Here is a 14693-nt window from a genome sequence, read left to right on the forward strand (position 1 = left end):
TTCGCCATTGTCCGACCACGTTCTTTTGGATGTCTGATGGCCGGTCCGCACAGCCGTCACCCCGAGTTGATTCGTGATCCCTTAGTTGACCAGCGCCATCTCTCCGAAACCGGTCTAGGGCCATGCTGCAGGTCCAAACAAAGACCCTCTCGCATGGTGCCAGAGGGAAATTCGCTACCGGCAAGATTCCTAAAATGCACGGATTTGCACCCAGGTGCGCAGGCGGGTTTGGCCACAGCCATGACGCGGGCACATCTTTCACACGTGGCGCCAGCCAGACATAACTTGGGGTAGAAATGAACTTTGATTACATAATCGTCGGAGCGGGTTCCGCAGGCTGCGTCATCGCCAACCGTCTGTCTGCTGACCCGAGTATCAATGTCCTTTTGCTGGAAGCTGGTGGAAAGGATTCAAATCCGTGGATTCACATTCCTGTTGGGTATTTCAAAACACTGCACAACCCGAATACGGACTGGTGTTACAAGACCGAGCCCGATCCTGGGCTGAATGACCGTTCGCTGGATTGGCCGCGCGGAAAAACTCTGGGCGGATCAAGTTCAATCAACGGGTTGCTCTACGTGCGTGGCCAGAGAGAAGACTATGATCGCTGGGCTCAATTGGGGAACACCGGCTGGGCATGGGATGACGTGTTGCCGTTGTTCAAACGTTCGGAAAACCACGAGGATGCAGATTCCGAGTTGCACGGTAAGGATGGCGAACTGGCGGTATCTCTGATCCGCGCCAAGTCGAAAATATCCGAAGCGTTCATTGACGCCGCCGTCGAGATGGGCGTGCCCCGGACAGATGACTATAATGGCGAAAAACAGGAAGGTGTCGGCTACTTTCACCAGACTGCCCGCAAAGGGTTCCGTTGTTCGTCCGCCAAGGCATTCCTGTCGCCGATAAAGGGCAAGCGCAACAATCTGGAAATCGTCACCCATGCTCATACCAAAGGTCTGATATTCGCCGCCGATGCGCCTAAACAGGTGACCGGGGTCGCATATGACCGCAAAGGCTCGCCGCAAAAAGCGATGCTAAAGCCTGGCGGTGAGGTCATCCTGTCCGCCGGGGCGATTGGCTCGCCGCAATTGCTCGAAGTTTCGGGCATTGGTGACCCTGACATCCTGAAAGCCGCCGGCGTCGAAGTCCGACACGAATTACCGGGTGTGGGCGAGCATCTTCAGGATCACCTTCAAATCCGCCTTGTTTATGAGGTCAACGTCCCAACACTGAACGATGCGATCAATAATATCTTTCATCGCGCGGGCATAGGTATCGAATACGCTTTGCGTCGCACAGGCCCGATGAGCCTGGGTGCCTCTCAGGTTGCCATTTTTGCCAAGTCTATGGAGGGGTTGGAAACTCCTGATATCCAGTTCCATTTCCAACCGCTTTCGGCTGACAAACCCGGGATCGAAATGCATCCGTTCTCAGGCTTTACGTCCTCGGTATGTCAACTGCGCCCCGAAAGCCGCGGGCACATTCACATTGCGGCACCAGATGCGCATGTCTATCCCAAGATTGTGCCAAACTATCTGTCGGCCACCGCGGATCAGCTTTGTGCTGTTCGGGCCGTGAAATTCGCACGGGCCATGACCAAGACCAAGGCACTGTCGCCCTTCGTCGTACGTGAACACGAACCGTCCGGCACAATTGAAACGGACGATGATTACCTCGAAGCCGCGCGCAATATGGCCCAGACGATCTATCACCCAACATCTACCTGCAAAATGGGTGTCGATGACTTGGCGGTCGTCGACCCGCGTCTTCGAGTGCGCGGTGTACAAGGTCTGCGCGTCGCAGACGCATCGATCATGCCGGACATCGTCAGCGGCAATACAAATGCACCCGCCATCATGATCGGAGAAAAATGCAGCGATCTGATCTTAGAAGATCGCAACATGACCGCTTAAAGCCACCCCCCATTTTACCCTGTCCAGGAGACAAACACATGCAGATGACGACCGAAGAAGCTTTTGTTAAGACGCTGCAGATGCATGGCATCAAGCATGCATTTGGGATCATTGGCTCGGCAATGATGCCAATTTCGGATATTTTTCCTGCAGCCGGAATCACGTTCTGGGACTGCGCGCATGAGTGCACTGGCGGGATGATTGCCGATGGCTATACCCGGGCAACTGGCGAGATGTCGATCATGATTGCCCAGAACGGCCCCGGCATCACCAACTTTGTGACGGCTGTTAAGACGGCCTACTGGAACCACACGCCGCTGTTGCTCATAACACCGCAGGCCGCGAACAAGACTATTGGTCAGGGCGGTTTCCAGGAAATGGAACAGATGCGCATGTTTGCAGACTGCGTTGCCTATCAGGAGGAACTGCGTGACCCGACCCGCGTGGCCGAGGTTCTGAACCGTGTGATCATGCAGGCCAAGCGGGCATCGGCCCCTGCGCAGATGAACATTCCGCGCGACATGTGGACCCAGGTTGTCGACATCGAATTGCCAAAGATCGTTGATTTCGAACGTCCCTCGGGTGGCACGAAAGCCGTTGCGGACGCGGCAGCACTTCTGTCGAAGGCGAAGAAGCCGGTAATTTTGAACGGCGCGGGCGTTGTTCTGTCGAAAGGCGGGATTGCTGCGTCACAAGCGTTGGCCGAGCGTCTGGATGCACCGGTTTGTGTTGGATACCAGCACAACGATGCCTTCCCGGGCAACCACCCACTATTTGCTGGTCCGCTGGGCTATAACGGCTCGAAGGCGGGCATGGAGCTGATCTCTGAAGCGGATGTGGTTCTGTGTCTCGGCACCCGCCTGAATCCGTTCTCGACCTTGCCTGGCTATGGCATTGATTACTGGCCGACCGAAGCCAAGATCATCCAGGTGGATATCAATCCGGACCGGATCGGCCTGACCAAAGACGTTACTGTTGGTATTGTCGGCGACGCGGCCAATGTGGCAAACGGAATTTTGGGTCAATTGGCGGATGACGCCGGTGACGCAGGCCGGGATGCACGCAAAGCCCATATCGCGCAGACCAAATCGGCCTGGGCGCAAGAGCTGAGCTCATTGACGCATGAGAACGATGATCCGGGCACCACCTGGAACGAGCGTGCCCGTGCAGCCAAACCAGATTGGATGAGCCCGCGCATGGCTTGGCGCGCGATCCAGCAGGCACTACCGCGCGAGGCGATTATATCGTCCGACATCGGCAACAACTGCGCCATCGGCAACGCCTATCCCAGCTTTGATGAAGGCCGCAAATACCTGGCGCCGGGCCTCTTTGGTCCCTGCGGGTACGGCCTGCCCTCGATCATTGGCGCCAAAATTGGGTGTCCGGATATTCCGGTTGTGGGCTTTGCTGGCGACGGTGCCTTTGGCATCTCGGTGAATGAGTTGACTGCAATCGGCCGCGAGGAATGGCCCGCGATTACCCAGATCGTCTTCCGCAACTACCAGTGGGGCGCGGAAAAGCGCAACTCAACCCTGTGGTTCGACGACAACTTCGTGGGCACCGAACTGGATCAGCAGGTTTCGTATGCCGGTATCGCCAACGCCTGTGGACTGAAGGGCGTTCAGGCTCGTACGATGGACGAGCTGACCGCAGCGCTGAACCAGGCGATCATCGATCAGGAGAATGGCATAACCACCCTGATCGAGGCATTGATCAACCAGGAACTGGGCGATCCATTCCGTCGCGACGCAATGAAAAAGCCGGTTCGCGTGGCAGGCATCGACGCTGCAGACATGGCACTGTCGCAAGTGTAAGTATAAGGATAAAGACCGGGACACATGACCAAAACACCGATTGAACTGTTGCGCGATTGCGCCCCGGCGACCCATCCTGTTGTCGCTCTGAGCGAAGGCAGCGATCCCCGTATCGTAAAAGGGGCGCTGGCCGCACAGGCGGCGGGGTTGGCTGATATCATTCTGGTCGGCCCTCAGGCCGAAGTTGAAGCGGAGTTGAAATCAGGTTCGGCCAGGATTGGAAAAGGGGTGTCAATTCACGACCCCTCTACATCCGAACTGACCCCGGAGTTTGCCCGCGAATACTACGAACTGCGCAAACACAAAGGCATAGATGAGGCTGCTGCGCGAAAGGCCGTAGAAACACCGCTGGTTTATGCGGCGATGCTGGTTCGCATAGGGTACGCCACGGGAACGGTTGGCGGTGCAGTTCACACAACAGGCGACGTGGTGCGCACCGCGATCCAGGTCGTTGGGGTGAAGCCGGACGCGGGAATGGTCTCGTCGTTCTTTCTTATGTACCCACCCGAGGATACGCAGCCGGGCGCACGAGCCATGTTGTATTCCGATTGCGGTCTCGTGATTGATCCCACCTCAGAAGAATTAGTGAATATTGCAGTCGCATCGGCAGGCTCTGCACGGGCGCTGCTACAGGAAGAACCGAAAATCGCGATGCTGAGTTTTTCGACAAAAGGCAGCGCGAAGCATCCCGCCGTCGATAAAGTGCAAGACGCGACAAAAATGCTGCACGCGAACCATCCGGAGCTGAATGTGGATGGTGAACTGCAATTCGATGCTGCATTCGACCCGTCGATCAGTGAACGAAAGTCACCCGGCTCGACAGTTGCGGGCCAGGCAAACGTAATGATCTTTCCGAACCTGGATGCAGGGAACATCGGATACAAAATGGCTCAGCGTTTAGGAGGCTATGCGGCGATTGGTCCGGTGATGCAGGGGCTGGCCAAGCCTGCCAACGACCTATCACGTGGGTGTAGTTCGGATGATGTGACACAAATCATCGCCGTCACCGTATTGCAATCGCTCGTCACCTAACATTCTTGCCGGCCCTCGCGTGGCGTGTATCCCAGCTCTCTTCCGACAAAGGACAAATGAAGATGATTGCCGCAGACGAAGTGATGTCAACTTTGCGCCAACGTTATAGTCGGCACGCCCGCATTCTTTTTCCCGGCGTGATGGTGGCGATCACTGTTGCGGTAACTGCCAAGTTCCTGTCTGAGCACTACGCGACCCCGGCAATGCTGCTGGCGCTGCTGTTAGGTATTGCGGTGAATTTTCTGGGTGACGAAGGTAAGACCGTCGAAGGCATCGACTTTGCCGCGAAAACCCTTCTCCGGGTAGGGGTAGCCTTGCTGGGAGTCCGGGTGTCGATGACGCTGATGCTCGGGCTCAGCTGGAATCTTATCGCGCTGGTGATTGGTGGTGTTCTGGCAACTATTGTTTTCGGCCTGCTTATTGCTCGCTTCTTTGGCCACAAGTGGCGGTTTGCATTTCTGACCGCCGGTTCGGTTGCGATCTGCGGAGCATCGGCGGCCATGGCGATCAGCGCCATTCTGCCTAAGGACGAACGCTCGGAAGAGAGACTGATTTTTACTGTATTGGGTGTCACAGTCCTGTCGACCATCGCCATGATTGCGTATCCCATTCTGGTGCGTGCATTCGGGATGAATGAAATTGCCGGCGGCATATTTTTGGGCGGAACTATCCACGATGTTGCACAAGTCGTTGGTGCAGGTTTTTCGATTTCGGAACAGACCGGCGACACTGCAACGCTGGTGAAACTGTTTCGCGTGGCGATGCTGGCCCCAGTGGTTCTTGTTGCCTCTTTGATTATTCGCAACTTTTCCGAAATTGACAGTGGTGGAAAACGCCCTCCTATCCTGCCTGGTTTTGTCGTCGGATTTCTGATCTTGGCAATTGTCAGTTCGTTCGGGCTAATCCCAACTCTAATTGCAGAATTTCTGAGCCAAACCTCACGCTGGTTGTTGCTGATTGCCATCGCGGCAGTTGGCATGAAGACAAATCTGAAACAAGTTTTGTCGGTCGGAGCCGCCGCCATCGCACTTATTGTCGTAGAAACTCTTTTCATAGCAGGAGTTATCCTCGTCGGTATAGGCTTCCTGACTTGATCCGCAGCGCCAACGGCATGGCCAACTTGTATTCCCGCGCCTGAATGCGGCCTGATTTGTGTTCGTCAGGCGGTCATTTCGAAAGCCTAGCCGTCCCAAAGGTTGAAAGTACCGGTCCTGGCGTGACGGAATGAGATGGCGAAGAGTTGATAGCGGCGGGCCGCAGCGATTGGACGAGAATATCAAGGGCATCCCCGTTCGCATCCACTGCCCGCCAGAGCCAGCATTTTCGGCCGTTGATCGGGATGACCACTTCATCCAAATGCCGTTGGTCGGCCGCTTTGGGCAGGTCTCGCCTGATGCAATTGGCGACGTGATCACCAAAGCGGTTATTCCATTGCCGGACAGTTTCCCGGCTGACCGCAACTCCGCGCTCAGCAAGAAGATCTTCAATATCGGCTGTGGTGAGCGAAAAGCGATGATAGGCCCAGACGGCATTGGCGACCTCGCGCGGGAAACGAAACCCATTCAGGCGCAGCACATTGGGCAGTATCTTCATGCACGACGCTTTACCATTCCAGAACGCGCAGACAAGTTGGCAATCACGAATGCAGTCATTCGAACAAGAAAGAAACGCCCGACAACCCCAGAAAAAACCGGATTGATGCCCAAGAAATTTGTTGGGATTGATGGCCCGTCTTACTCCTGAAACAAGGCCGCTTGCTGCACCAGCGACAGGACCTTTACCGTACTGTCGATTTCGTGGCTTAGAAGCAGGGCAAGTCTGGCGAGAAATTGCTCGGATTGCTGCGGGCCGACCAGATCAATGGATTTGGCAATTGCCTCATAGATTGTTTCGATGTTGACTTGCGACATCAGATTTTTCCTCACTTGCAAACCGCAGTTTTGTAGGCCGTCAGCACACCGGCCGGCGTGGCGGTATTCCAGCGAGCGGCGACATGCCGGTCGGGCCGGATAAGATATACCGTGTCTTTTGTCGCGCCATAGAACTCCGCGACTGGACCTTCTAACGGCTGCACAAGGATGCTTAAGGGTTCACATGAAGCCGCAGATTTGATGGCATCAGCAAGTGCGTGATCAAAACACAAAACCGTAAAACCATGGACCAACTGGTCGGACAAATAGCCTTGATCCAGCTTGACCTCAGACAGAACCTTTCCAACCTCGGGGCCCGCCGTAAACACATCGGCACACGGTGTCACAACCGGGCTGTCAGCATAGATATAGGGGCGCATCTGGCGTGGATTGGCCAGTTGCCCTGCGAATTCGTGGTCCATTGCCAGCGACAAAGCGGCATTACGCATCACTTCCCACCCATGTGTCGGCGGTGTCATAAAACGTGCGCTTTTGGAGGCCTTCGCAAACACGTCCATCGTCGCGCCGCGCCGCTCGGGCGTGTAGCTGTCCAGCAAAGCCGGTCCAGCCTTTCCGTTCAGAACCCAGCCCAGTTTCCAACCGATATTGATCGCATCGGCGAAGCCGTTGTTCAAACCGCGCACGCCGAAAATCGGTACGACATGGGCGCTGTCGCCCACAAAGAACACCCGGCCGTCGCGGTAGTCATCCAAGGCCAGCGTGTTGGCGGTGTAAACGCTCCACCATTCCAGGTTCCACGGACCTTCATAACCAATTTCATGCAACACACCTTGCACACTAGCTCTGATCTGGTCTTCCTGTATGGCTTCTTCCGTCGCCTCGTCTTCGAATAGTTGGTAGTCGATTCTCCAGATATTGTCGGGCTGCCGGTGGATTAGAACCGTACCGCCGCGACGGCAGGCCGGGTCGAACAGAGCCCGTCGGATCGTGGGATAATCATGATCCAGCTGCACGTCTGCAATGACATAACGGCCTTCATAATTCTCACCCTTGAGCCGCAACCCGCGCATTTTGCGGATCGGGCTTTTTCCCCCATCGCAAGCCAGCACCCAATCGGCGCAAAGGTCATAGACGTCCTCGCTGTCCCGGACGGTCAGTTCCACACCGTCTTCTAGGTCTTCGATTGCGACGACCTCGCTTTGCCAACGCATGTCGATCAGATCGTTCCGGGCAACGGCATCATGAAGATATTCTTCGATATATTGCTGCTGGATATTGTACATCGGACGGTATTTTTCGTTCTCCCCATCCGGCATCTCGAACTCGAGGATTTGCTGATTGCGATAGAATGACCGGCCTGTCGTCCATCCCAGCGACTTCTCCAGAAACGGGTCCAGTGCATCAATGCTTTCCAGCATGTAGTAGCTCTGACGCTCGATGCAGATCGCGCGGCTGCCATCATTGAACGTCGGCTTGTTGTCGAGCAATACTGACGGAATGCCTTCTTTTGCCAATGCCAGCGCCGCGGTCATGCCCACCGGTCCGGCACCGACGATGGCGACTTTTACCCGACTTGAAAGTCCTCGCCGTTCAGCACCTTTCGGGGCATCAAAGTGCGGATATGTGAAGTACAGCGAGTCCAGTTGACCTTTTCCTGCGGGTCTCATGCCGTCCACCTTTTGAATACTGCGCGTTCCTGCGCAGTCTTTCATTGCAGCGGCGCTCTTGTCTGTCCTCTGGGTTAAGGGACAAGGCAGAATGAACTGGTGACCATTGTACTGCTGTCAACAACCTCACGCGCACAAGGCAAAGAGAGCGGACTTCGAATTGATGCCCAGTTTTTCATAGGCCCGTTTTCGGTAGGTATTGACAGTACTGGCGGCCACATCAAGTTCCCAGGCGATGGCGTCTGTTGTCAGGCCTCTCAGGATGGCCTCACAAATCTCCTTTTCGCGGCCTGACAGTGAATTGAGCGGGCTTTGCAGCTGTGCAGGCTGGTTTCCGGAATAGTGCAGCAATACGATTTTCGACACGAGGGTCCAGAAATCGCGGCGGAGTTCATCTTCGCTGATGATGAACGGCCCGTTTTCTTGAAAACGGTAGAAGTTCATACCAACCACCTCGTCGTCGCTCCGCGCAAGCACCGTGATCTTGTCGACAATTCCTGTCTTCTCAAAAAACTCCTGCCTATAATCTGGCGGCATCCGATCGGAAAGCTCTCTCAGAGTGAAAATACGCATCTCTCCGTCTTGTTTTGTCGCCTCGATATCTGTGCGCAATGGGTCGCGCAGATACCCGTCTCGAAGGTATTTGTGCGCCATGTTCTTTGCAGTCTGCTTCTGCCGTTCATTAAACGAAAGATAGCAGTGCGGACGGTCGTGCTTGTACGAGAAGATCATGCATTGATCGGCCTTGATGACATATTCGATCATGTCCAGAAAATGTACATTGAAGTCCGCAGAGCCGACAGACGCCAAACAAGACGACAATATTTTCAGGAACTTCGGAGCCCCTTTACCGCTGAAGAAATTTTCAAGTGTCATGATCTCATGATGAGTAGATTTCGTGGCGTTGGCAACTTGGGGACTTAACGGAGACCAAGCTGTCGGACCTGTCCCCTGCAACACGGGACATAATTCTCCAAGCTTGATGCCTATCGTCACGGGCAGATTTCGACCGGTTCCCTGAATATGGCGAAACGACACCAACACTCAAGGAGCGCCTGAAAACTATCAGTGAAGCAACGCAGATGGAATACAAGGCCGACCTTTCTGTACATAACGTCAACGCCTTTTCCCAGGGTCGCCCTGTGACGAAACCTTCGTGGAACAAAACCCGTTTGGCCCTTCGACCAAGGCCGTGGCCGCGGCACAGTCGGTAACGCTTTGGCGCAAAGCTTCGATTTGGCGCCGACATTCCCGGAATTAGCAGGCGGCAAGTCACATCCTCGAAGGAGAATCCCTGCTGCTGGTTCTGTATGGCAAAAAGTCAGATACGGATCGTGGGGCGGTGTTTTGCGGGGTCGATTTCACAACCAACAACGAGGGCGTCCTTATTGGGCCCAGCCCGCGGGAGGCCGTGGTGTTCATGGTTGCGACATGCCGATGGAAGCTTATCAATTTCGAAATGGGGCATCGGCGTGATGATCGGAGATTGGGATGAAAACGATGTCCCAGCCAAGCTGACGGAAAAAGGCACCAGTCACCGTGTGAAGGACATGCGGCAGCCGAAATAGAAGCCTTCTTGTCATATGTTTCAGTGGACAGCCATGAAGCCATTCACACGTTAACTTGTTTGCCAACCAATCCTAGTTGCGGATGGCGACGAATTGGGAGACAAGGCATGGCACTGAAAAATCTGCTGGTCGCCTATAACGGTGGCGAGGCGTCGGACACCGCCTTGCATCTGGGCGTACAGATGTCGCGAAAATACGATGCCCATCTGACTGGCATCGTCGCGCATGGCGTGTCAAACGCCGTGCAGAATTTCCCTCCGTGGCTGGCGCGGCAAGTTTCTGCCTCTCTGGATGACATCATTGCGGGTCGGGTGGCGGAACTCGAAGGCAGGTTTCGCGGTTACCTCGATGGCAAAGTCGATTCCGACAAACAACACTGGATCGATGTTCACGCCGATCCGGACCGGACTATTTCCTATTACACTCGGATGTTTGATGTCACGGTTCTGGGACAATATGAAAACCTGCCGGCAGCCGATGAATACGCTCTGCACCCAGATCGGATTGCCCATGCAAGCGGCCGTCCGATCCTGGTTGCGCCCAAATATTTTCGCCCGACCGAAATCAACGAAAGCGCGGTGATCGCCTGGGACGGCAAGCGCAATGCGTCCCGGGCCCTGTTCGACGCCATGAACATCCTGGAAACCAAGCAGATGGTCACAATCGTCACGGTGGGGGACATAGGCGCCCGACAGGAAACCAAGGGCATCAATCTGCCAACCCTGCTGGCACGCCATGGGGTCGAGGCAAAACACGTCGTGGTGCCGAAAGGACCTGGCGGAACCGCCCGAACGATCCTCGACTTCTGCATGGAACGGAAAACGGGCCTCTTGGTCATGGGCGCCTACGGACACTCGAAACTATCCGAAGACCTGTTCGGCGGAGTCACGAAGCACATTCTCAGAGAGGCCGAAATACCCGTTTTTGTCTCTCACTGACACAGACGGGCAGGATGATCCGGAGGGGCATCAACCATCTGCCCTGCACGCAAGATCCAAAGACAGATTAAAAAGGAGGAAACCATGAACTTGAAACGGACAATCACCGGGCTTGTGTCCGGCGCGTTGATGGCCTTTGCCGGAGCCGCAATGGCCGAAGATTGGAAACCAAATGGCACACTTCGCCTGCAGATCGGTTTCGCCGCCGGTGGATCGACCGACACAATGGGCCGTGTCATCGCCAAGGTAATGAAAGAACAAACCGGCTGGAACATCATCGCCGAGAACAAGACAGGCGGCGGTGGCGTCGCCATGTTCACCGGCATCGCAAATATGCCGCCCAAGGGGAATGTCATCGGTCTGGGCGTCAACATGCCTATCCTGATCAACCTCGTAAAGCGCGGCGACCAACTTGGTTTCGATCTCGACAGTTTCGATTACCTCGGCACTATTTCGCGAGCCCAATTGGCGCTGATCGCCCGGGCTGATGCGCCGTTCGATGACCTTGCCGGTATGATCGAGTATTCTAAAGCCAATGACGGGTTGGCCATCGGCTTCGGCGCCCCGCCACAAAAGCTGCTAATGGAAGTGGTGAACCGAGAGACCGACTCAGATTTCCGCTTTGTGTCGACCAAGGGTGAGGCGGAAACCCAAAAGCTGATCCTTGGCGGCCAGGTGATGGCGGGGTTCTCGGCTGGTACCCACATCAAATATCTCGAGTCGGGTGACTTCAAGATGATCGCCAGCGCTAATGACGCTCGTCATGACTATGCGCCGGACGTACTGACGGTGCGTGAAGCAGGGATCGACGCCTATCTCGACCCCTACTTTTATTTTGCCACAACTGCAGGCACCGATCCTGCCGCTGTCGCTGCCCTGACCAAGGCGCTTGAAAACGCACTGGCCACGGATGAAGTGGCCGAGATCGTGCGCAACGCCGCAACAACCGAAGTCCTGAACCTCGGCGCCGAGGGCACCGAGAAGATGATGGTCGACGGTGTAGAGAACGTCAAAGTCCTGTTTGGGCAGTAATCGACTTCCCCCGCCGGACAGGTTTCGGCGGGGGGAAATTCAGGAGGCCATCATGAAGATCAACGCAGACCGTGCGTCCGGACTTTTCTTTTTGCTGTTCGGACTGGCGCTCTATCTGTTCATCATTCCGACCTTCGTCGAACAGGTGGAAGATGGCTGGGTCCACCCCGACACCATTCCCAATGCCATATCTATCGTACTAAGCCTCTGCGGTGCCTTGCTGATGCTGCGCCCCACGAAACACCACACGCAAGAGGTCAGCGAATTCGTCCGGGCGGGGATCTACTTCGGCCTACTCATGGTCGGGCTCGTTCTCATGGGCCGGTTTGGATTCGTCTATGTCGCCCCCATAATTGCCCTGGTCATCATGCTGCTGATCGGTGAACGGCGTCCCTTCTGGTTGATGGGCGGGATTGTAGGAATGCCCGCGGCGATCTGGTTTCTGGTCGCGCAGGTCCTCGACCGAGCCTTGCCCTGAGGAGAGCGGACATGGTTGATCTTTCCACAATTCTGTCCGGTTTTTCGGACGCCTTTACGCTCTGGAACCTGGCATTTGTGCTGTTCGGCGTCGTCGTCGGCCAATTCGTTGGCGCCGTTCCCGGAATCGGCCCGGTGATGGCTATGGCAATCGCCATCCCGTTTACTTTCGGCCTCGATCCGCTGCCGGCCATCGCTTTTTTGGTCGGCGTAAACAAGGGGGGGCTGGTTGGCGGTGCCGTGCCAGCGGTACTCATGAATACACCCGGCACTCCTGACGCGGCCGCAACGGCCATGGACGGCTACCCGCTCGCACGGGACGGTAAACCATTGAAAGCCACAAAGATGGCGCTGTTTTCTTCGGTAACCGGGGACACCTTCAGCGACCTGGTCCTGATTACGGTTTCGGCTCCCTTGGCAATCCTGGCTCTGCGCATGGGGCCTGTCGAAGTCTTCGCACTGATGGTCTTTGCGTTTTCGGTGCTTTCCGGGCTGATCGGCAATTCCTTGATCAAGGGGGTTATCGCCGCGGCCCTGGGGTTGCTTTGCGCCTCGGTCGGAACCGACCCGGAAAACTACACCCCCCGTCTGATCTTCGGCATGTTCGAATTCTACGACGGGCTGCCTTTGGCATCGGTCGCCATAGGAACGCTGGCCATCGCGGAAATCCTGCGCCGTCTGGCACAAATGTCCGGCGAGGTGAAATCTGCGGTCGAGGTCAAGGACACTGGAAACCCCCAGGACCGGCGCGTCAGCTGGGCTGAATACTGGGCCTGCCGGTTCACCATGCTCCGAGGTGCGGTGATCGGAACCATTCTGGGTGCGCTGCCCGGGATCGGATCAACGGCGGCGGCGTTCATGTCCTATGCCTCTGCCAAAAGCGCTTCGAAAGATCCCAGTTCGTTCGGCAGAGGCAATCTCCACGGCATCGCGGCAGCGGAATCCGCTAACTCTGCGGTTGTGGGTTCTAACCTCATTCCCCTACTGACGCTTGGCATTCCCGGCAGTGTCGGCGCGGCCCTGATCATCAGTGCTTTCATGATCCATGGAATTCAACCGGGACCGCTGCTGTTCCAGGATCAGGGCCGCCTGATCTATGGGTTGTTTGGTGCCATGATCATGGCGAATTTCCTGAATCTTTGGGTTGGTCAAGTGGGGTTAAGATTTTGGGTGAAGGTCGTTTCGGCGCCAGAATCCATTATCTTCGCTTCGGCCTTGTTGCTCTGCATCGTCGGGGTTTCCTTGGCGACAGGTGGAATATTCGGCGTGATCGTCATGCTGGTCTTTGCCGGTGTCGGCTATCTGATGAGCAGCTTCGGTTACTCGGTCGTCATCTTTATCATCGCCTTCTTTCTGGGCCCGCGCTTCGAGATGTCGCTGTCGCAAAGCCTTGCTTTGATGAACGGCGATTTGGCACGGATCGTCGAATATCCGATCGCGCTCCTCTTGCTACTGGTATCGATCATATCGATATGGTGGTTCCTTAGGCGTGCCGGACCAGACAACACCACCTCATCGCAAGTTACAATCGAGGACTGAGATCAAGTCATAGGTGTTAATGTTGAACATGCCGCAGAACTTGTTGAAACTGTACTCTGTGGCCTGAAGCGACGGTCATATAATGCCCAGTTTACCGAAAGGCTGGTCCTATAAAGTTCGCCGCAGTGCTTCGTTGGGGCACCAGGTTCCGCAATGGGCCGGTCTGACACTTGGAGGGAGCGAGATCGTGTGATTGCGCCACTGCATTCGTGGTCGGTTAGAGCCCCTTGTAATCAACTTTGCATAGTGCACAAGAAATTGCGAACCGAGAACGGCAGGCATTGAGACCGATACACACTGGACTACGATAAACAATCGTTGGCCATAGAAGTCGGGCGTCCGGACCTCTCTTGAAAAAAGGGAGCAATTTTTGACGACACCAAAGAAAACACGCCGCAGCGTGTTCGCTGGAATTGCGGGGCTGGTGGGAAGTAGCGCCCTTGCGACCAGCGCCATTGCTGCTGTCCTGACCCCACGAGCTGCAGAAGGGCTGTTCTATCCCAAGCCCTCTATGCGGATGCCTGATATCGACAATGACTTGGTCAAAATCGCAGGGCTGGTTGAGGAGGCTGGCGGCGAAATCTTCACCCTGCGTAGCATCATCGTGGATCGCGACAGGCGGCCGCAAGTTGGGCGCCGCGTCGAAATCTGGCAATGCGGCATGAACGGCAAGTATCTGCATCCCGGCGATAACCGCAACGTGCCATTTGATCGGGCTTTCCAAGGCTTTGGCCATGACATAACGGATGAGTTCGGAAGCTACGTGTTTCGCAGGCATTGCCAACTTGTTTGCGCGTGATTGAGAAGGGCAAGTCCTCGGACTTTCAAGCGCGCATTTGGGC

The 14693-nt window shown here is 55.7% G+C and carries 12 protein-coding genes and 1 pseudogene; 9 read left to right on the top strand and 4 right to left on the bottom strand.

Annotated features, from left to right (window positions below):
• Positions 1-296: 296 nt before the first annotated feature.
• The 4 genes from AC2TDA_RS16705 (at position 297) to AC2TDA_RS16720 (ending at position 5853) form a co-directional block, all read left to right on the top strand.
• The gene (locus tag AC2TDA_RS16705; RefSeq protein WP_480879844.1) at positions 297-1913 is read left to right on the top strand and encodes a GMC family oxidoreductase; all 1617 of its coding nucleotides are present in this window, start codon (positions 297-299) and stop codon (positions 1911-1913) included.
• A 38-nt stretch (positions 1914-1951) separates the two neighbouring features.
• Positions 1952-3727 carry a sulfoacetaldehyde acetyltransferase gene (gene xsc, locus AC2TDA_RS16710; protein WP_480879845.1) on the top strand — a complete coding sequence of 592 codons (1776 nt, stop codon included), beginning with the start codon at positions 1952-1954 and terminating at the stop codon, positions 3725-3727.
• Between the two features lie 24 nt (positions 3728-3751).
• A complete protein-coding gene (gene pta / locus AC2TDA_RS16715; RefSeq protein ID WP_480879846.1) occupies positions 3752-4759 on the top strand; it encodes a phosphate acetyltransferase in 1008 nt (335 codons plus the stop codon).
• A 62-nt stretch (positions 4760-4821) separates the two neighbouring features.
• Positions 4822-5853: a YeiH family protein gene (locus AC2TDA_RS16720; RefSeq protein WP_480879847.1), complete on the top strand. Its 1032-nt coding sequence runs from the start codon at positions 4822-4824 to the stop codon at positions 5851-5853.
• 154 nt (positions 5854-6007) lie between these two features.
• Here AC2TDA_RS16720 and AC2TDA_RS16725 read toward each other — a convergent pair.
• The 4 genes and pseudogenes from AC2TDA_RS16725 to AC2TDA_RS16740 all read right to left on the bottom strand — a co-directional run.
• Positions 6008-6352, bottom strand: a pseudogene (locus tag AC2TDA_RS16725) (DDE-type integrase/transposase/recombinase); the annotation flags it as partial.
• A 140-nt stretch (positions 6353-6492) separates the two neighbouring features.
• Positions 6493-6669, bottom strand: coding sequence for a hypothetical protein (locus AC2TDA_RS16730; RefSeq protein ID WP_480879848.1), 177 nt, complete (start codon positions 6667-6669; stop codon positions 6493-6495).
• Between the two features lie 11 nt (positions 6670-6680).
• Positions 6681-8297, bottom strand: a complete 1617-nt coding sequence (locus AC2TDA_RS16735; protein WP_480879849.1) for an FAD-dependent monooxygenase — start codon at positions 8295-8297, stop codon at positions 6681-6683.
• Positions 8298-8423: 126 nt separating this feature from the next.
• On the bottom strand, positions 8424-9173 hold the full coding sequence (locus AC2TDA_RS16740; RefSeq protein ID WP_480879850.1) for a helix-turn-helix transcriptional regulator: 750 nt from the start codon (positions 9171-9173) through the stop codon (positions 8424-8426).
• 799 nt (positions 9174-9972) lie between these two features.
• Here AC2TDA_RS16740 and AC2TDA_RS16745 point away from each other — a divergent pair.
• The 5 genes from AC2TDA_RS16745 (at position 9973) to AC2TDA_RS16765 (ending at position 14650) form a co-directional block, all read left to right on the top strand.
• Positions 9973-10803, top strand: a complete 831-nt coding sequence (locus tag AC2TDA_RS16745) for a universal stress protein (RefSeq protein WP_480879851.1) — start codon at positions 9973-9975, stop codon at positions 10801-10803.
• An 84-nt stretch (positions 10804-10887) separates the two neighbouring features.
• Positions 10888-11835, top strand: a complete 948-nt coding sequence (locus AC2TDA_RS16750) for a tripartite tricarboxylate transporter substrate binding protein (protein ID WP_480846992.1) — start codon at positions 10888-10890, stop codon at positions 11833-11835.
• A 52-nt stretch (positions 11836-11887) separates the two neighbouring features.
• Positions 11888-12313, top strand: coding sequence for a tripartite tricarboxylate transporter TctB family protein (locus AC2TDA_RS16755; RefSeq protein ID WP_480879852.1), 426 nt, complete (start codon positions 11888-11890; stop codon positions 12311-12313).
• Between the two features lie 11 nt (positions 12314-12324).
• Positions 12325-13851 carry a tripartite tricarboxylate transporter permease gene (locus AC2TDA_RS16760; protein WP_480879854.1) on the top strand — a complete coding sequence of 509 codons (1527 nt, stop codon included), beginning with the start codon at positions 12325-12327 and terminating at the stop codon, positions 13849-13851.
• Positions 13852-14221: 370 nt separating this feature from the next.
• A complete protein-coding gene (locus AC2TDA_RS16765) occupies positions 14222-14650 on the top strand; it encodes a dioxygenase family protein (RefSeq protein WP_480879855.1) in 429 nt (142 codons plus the stop codon).
• Positions 14651-14693: the final 43 nt, after the last annotated feature.

Source organism: Ruegeria sp. HKCCD6426, assembly GCF_057221115.1.

What these genes read in the sequence shown, in the direction of transcription:
- AC2TDA_RS16705 (WP_480879844.1), top strand. Translation starts at nt 297, where the DNA reads ATGAACTTTGATTACATAATCGTCGGAGCGGGTTCCGCAGGCTGCGTC.
- xsc (WP_480879845.1), top strand. Translation starts at nt 1,952, where the DNA reads ATGCAGATGACGACCGAAGAAGCTTTTGTTAAGACGCTGCAGATGCAT.
- pta (WP_480879846.1), top strand. Translation starts at nt 3,752, where the DNA reads ATGACCAAAACACCGATTGAACTGTTGCGCGATTGCGCCCCGGCGACC.
- AC2TDA_RS16720 (WP_480879847.1), top strand. Translation starts at nt 4,822, where the DNA reads ATGATTGCCGCAGACGAAGTGATGTCAACTTTGCGCCAACGTTATAGT.
- AC2TDA_RS16730 (WP_480879848.1), bottom strand. Translation starts at nt 6,669, where the DNA reads ATGTCGCAAGTCAACATCGAAACAATCTATGAGGCAATTGCCAAATCC.
- AC2TDA_RS16735 (WP_480879849.1), bottom strand. Translation starts at nt 8,297, where the DNA reads ATGAGACCCGCAGGAAAAGGTCAACTGGACTCGCTGTACTTCACATAT.
- AC2TDA_RS16740 (WP_480879850.1), bottom strand. Translation starts at nt 9,173, where the DNA reads ATGACACTTGAAAATTTCTTCAGCGGTAAAGGGGCTCCGAAGTTCCTG.
- AC2TDA_RS16745 (WP_480879851.1), top strand. Translation starts at nt 9,973, where the DNA reads ATGGCACTGAAAAATCTGCTGGTCGCCTATAACGGTGGCGAGGCGTCG.
- AC2TDA_RS16750 (WP_480846992.1), top strand. Translation starts at nt 10,888, where the DNA reads ATGAACTTGAAACGGACAATCACCGGGCTTGTGTCCGGCGCGTTGATG.
- AC2TDA_RS16755 (WP_480879852.1), top strand. Translation starts at nt 11,888, where the DNA reads ATGAAGATCAACGCAGACCGTGCGTCCGGACTTTTCTTTTTGCTGTTC.
- AC2TDA_RS16760 (WP_480879854.1), top strand. Translation starts at nt 12,325, where the DNA reads ATGGTTGATCTTTCCACAATTCTGTCCGGTTTTTCGGACGCCTTTACG.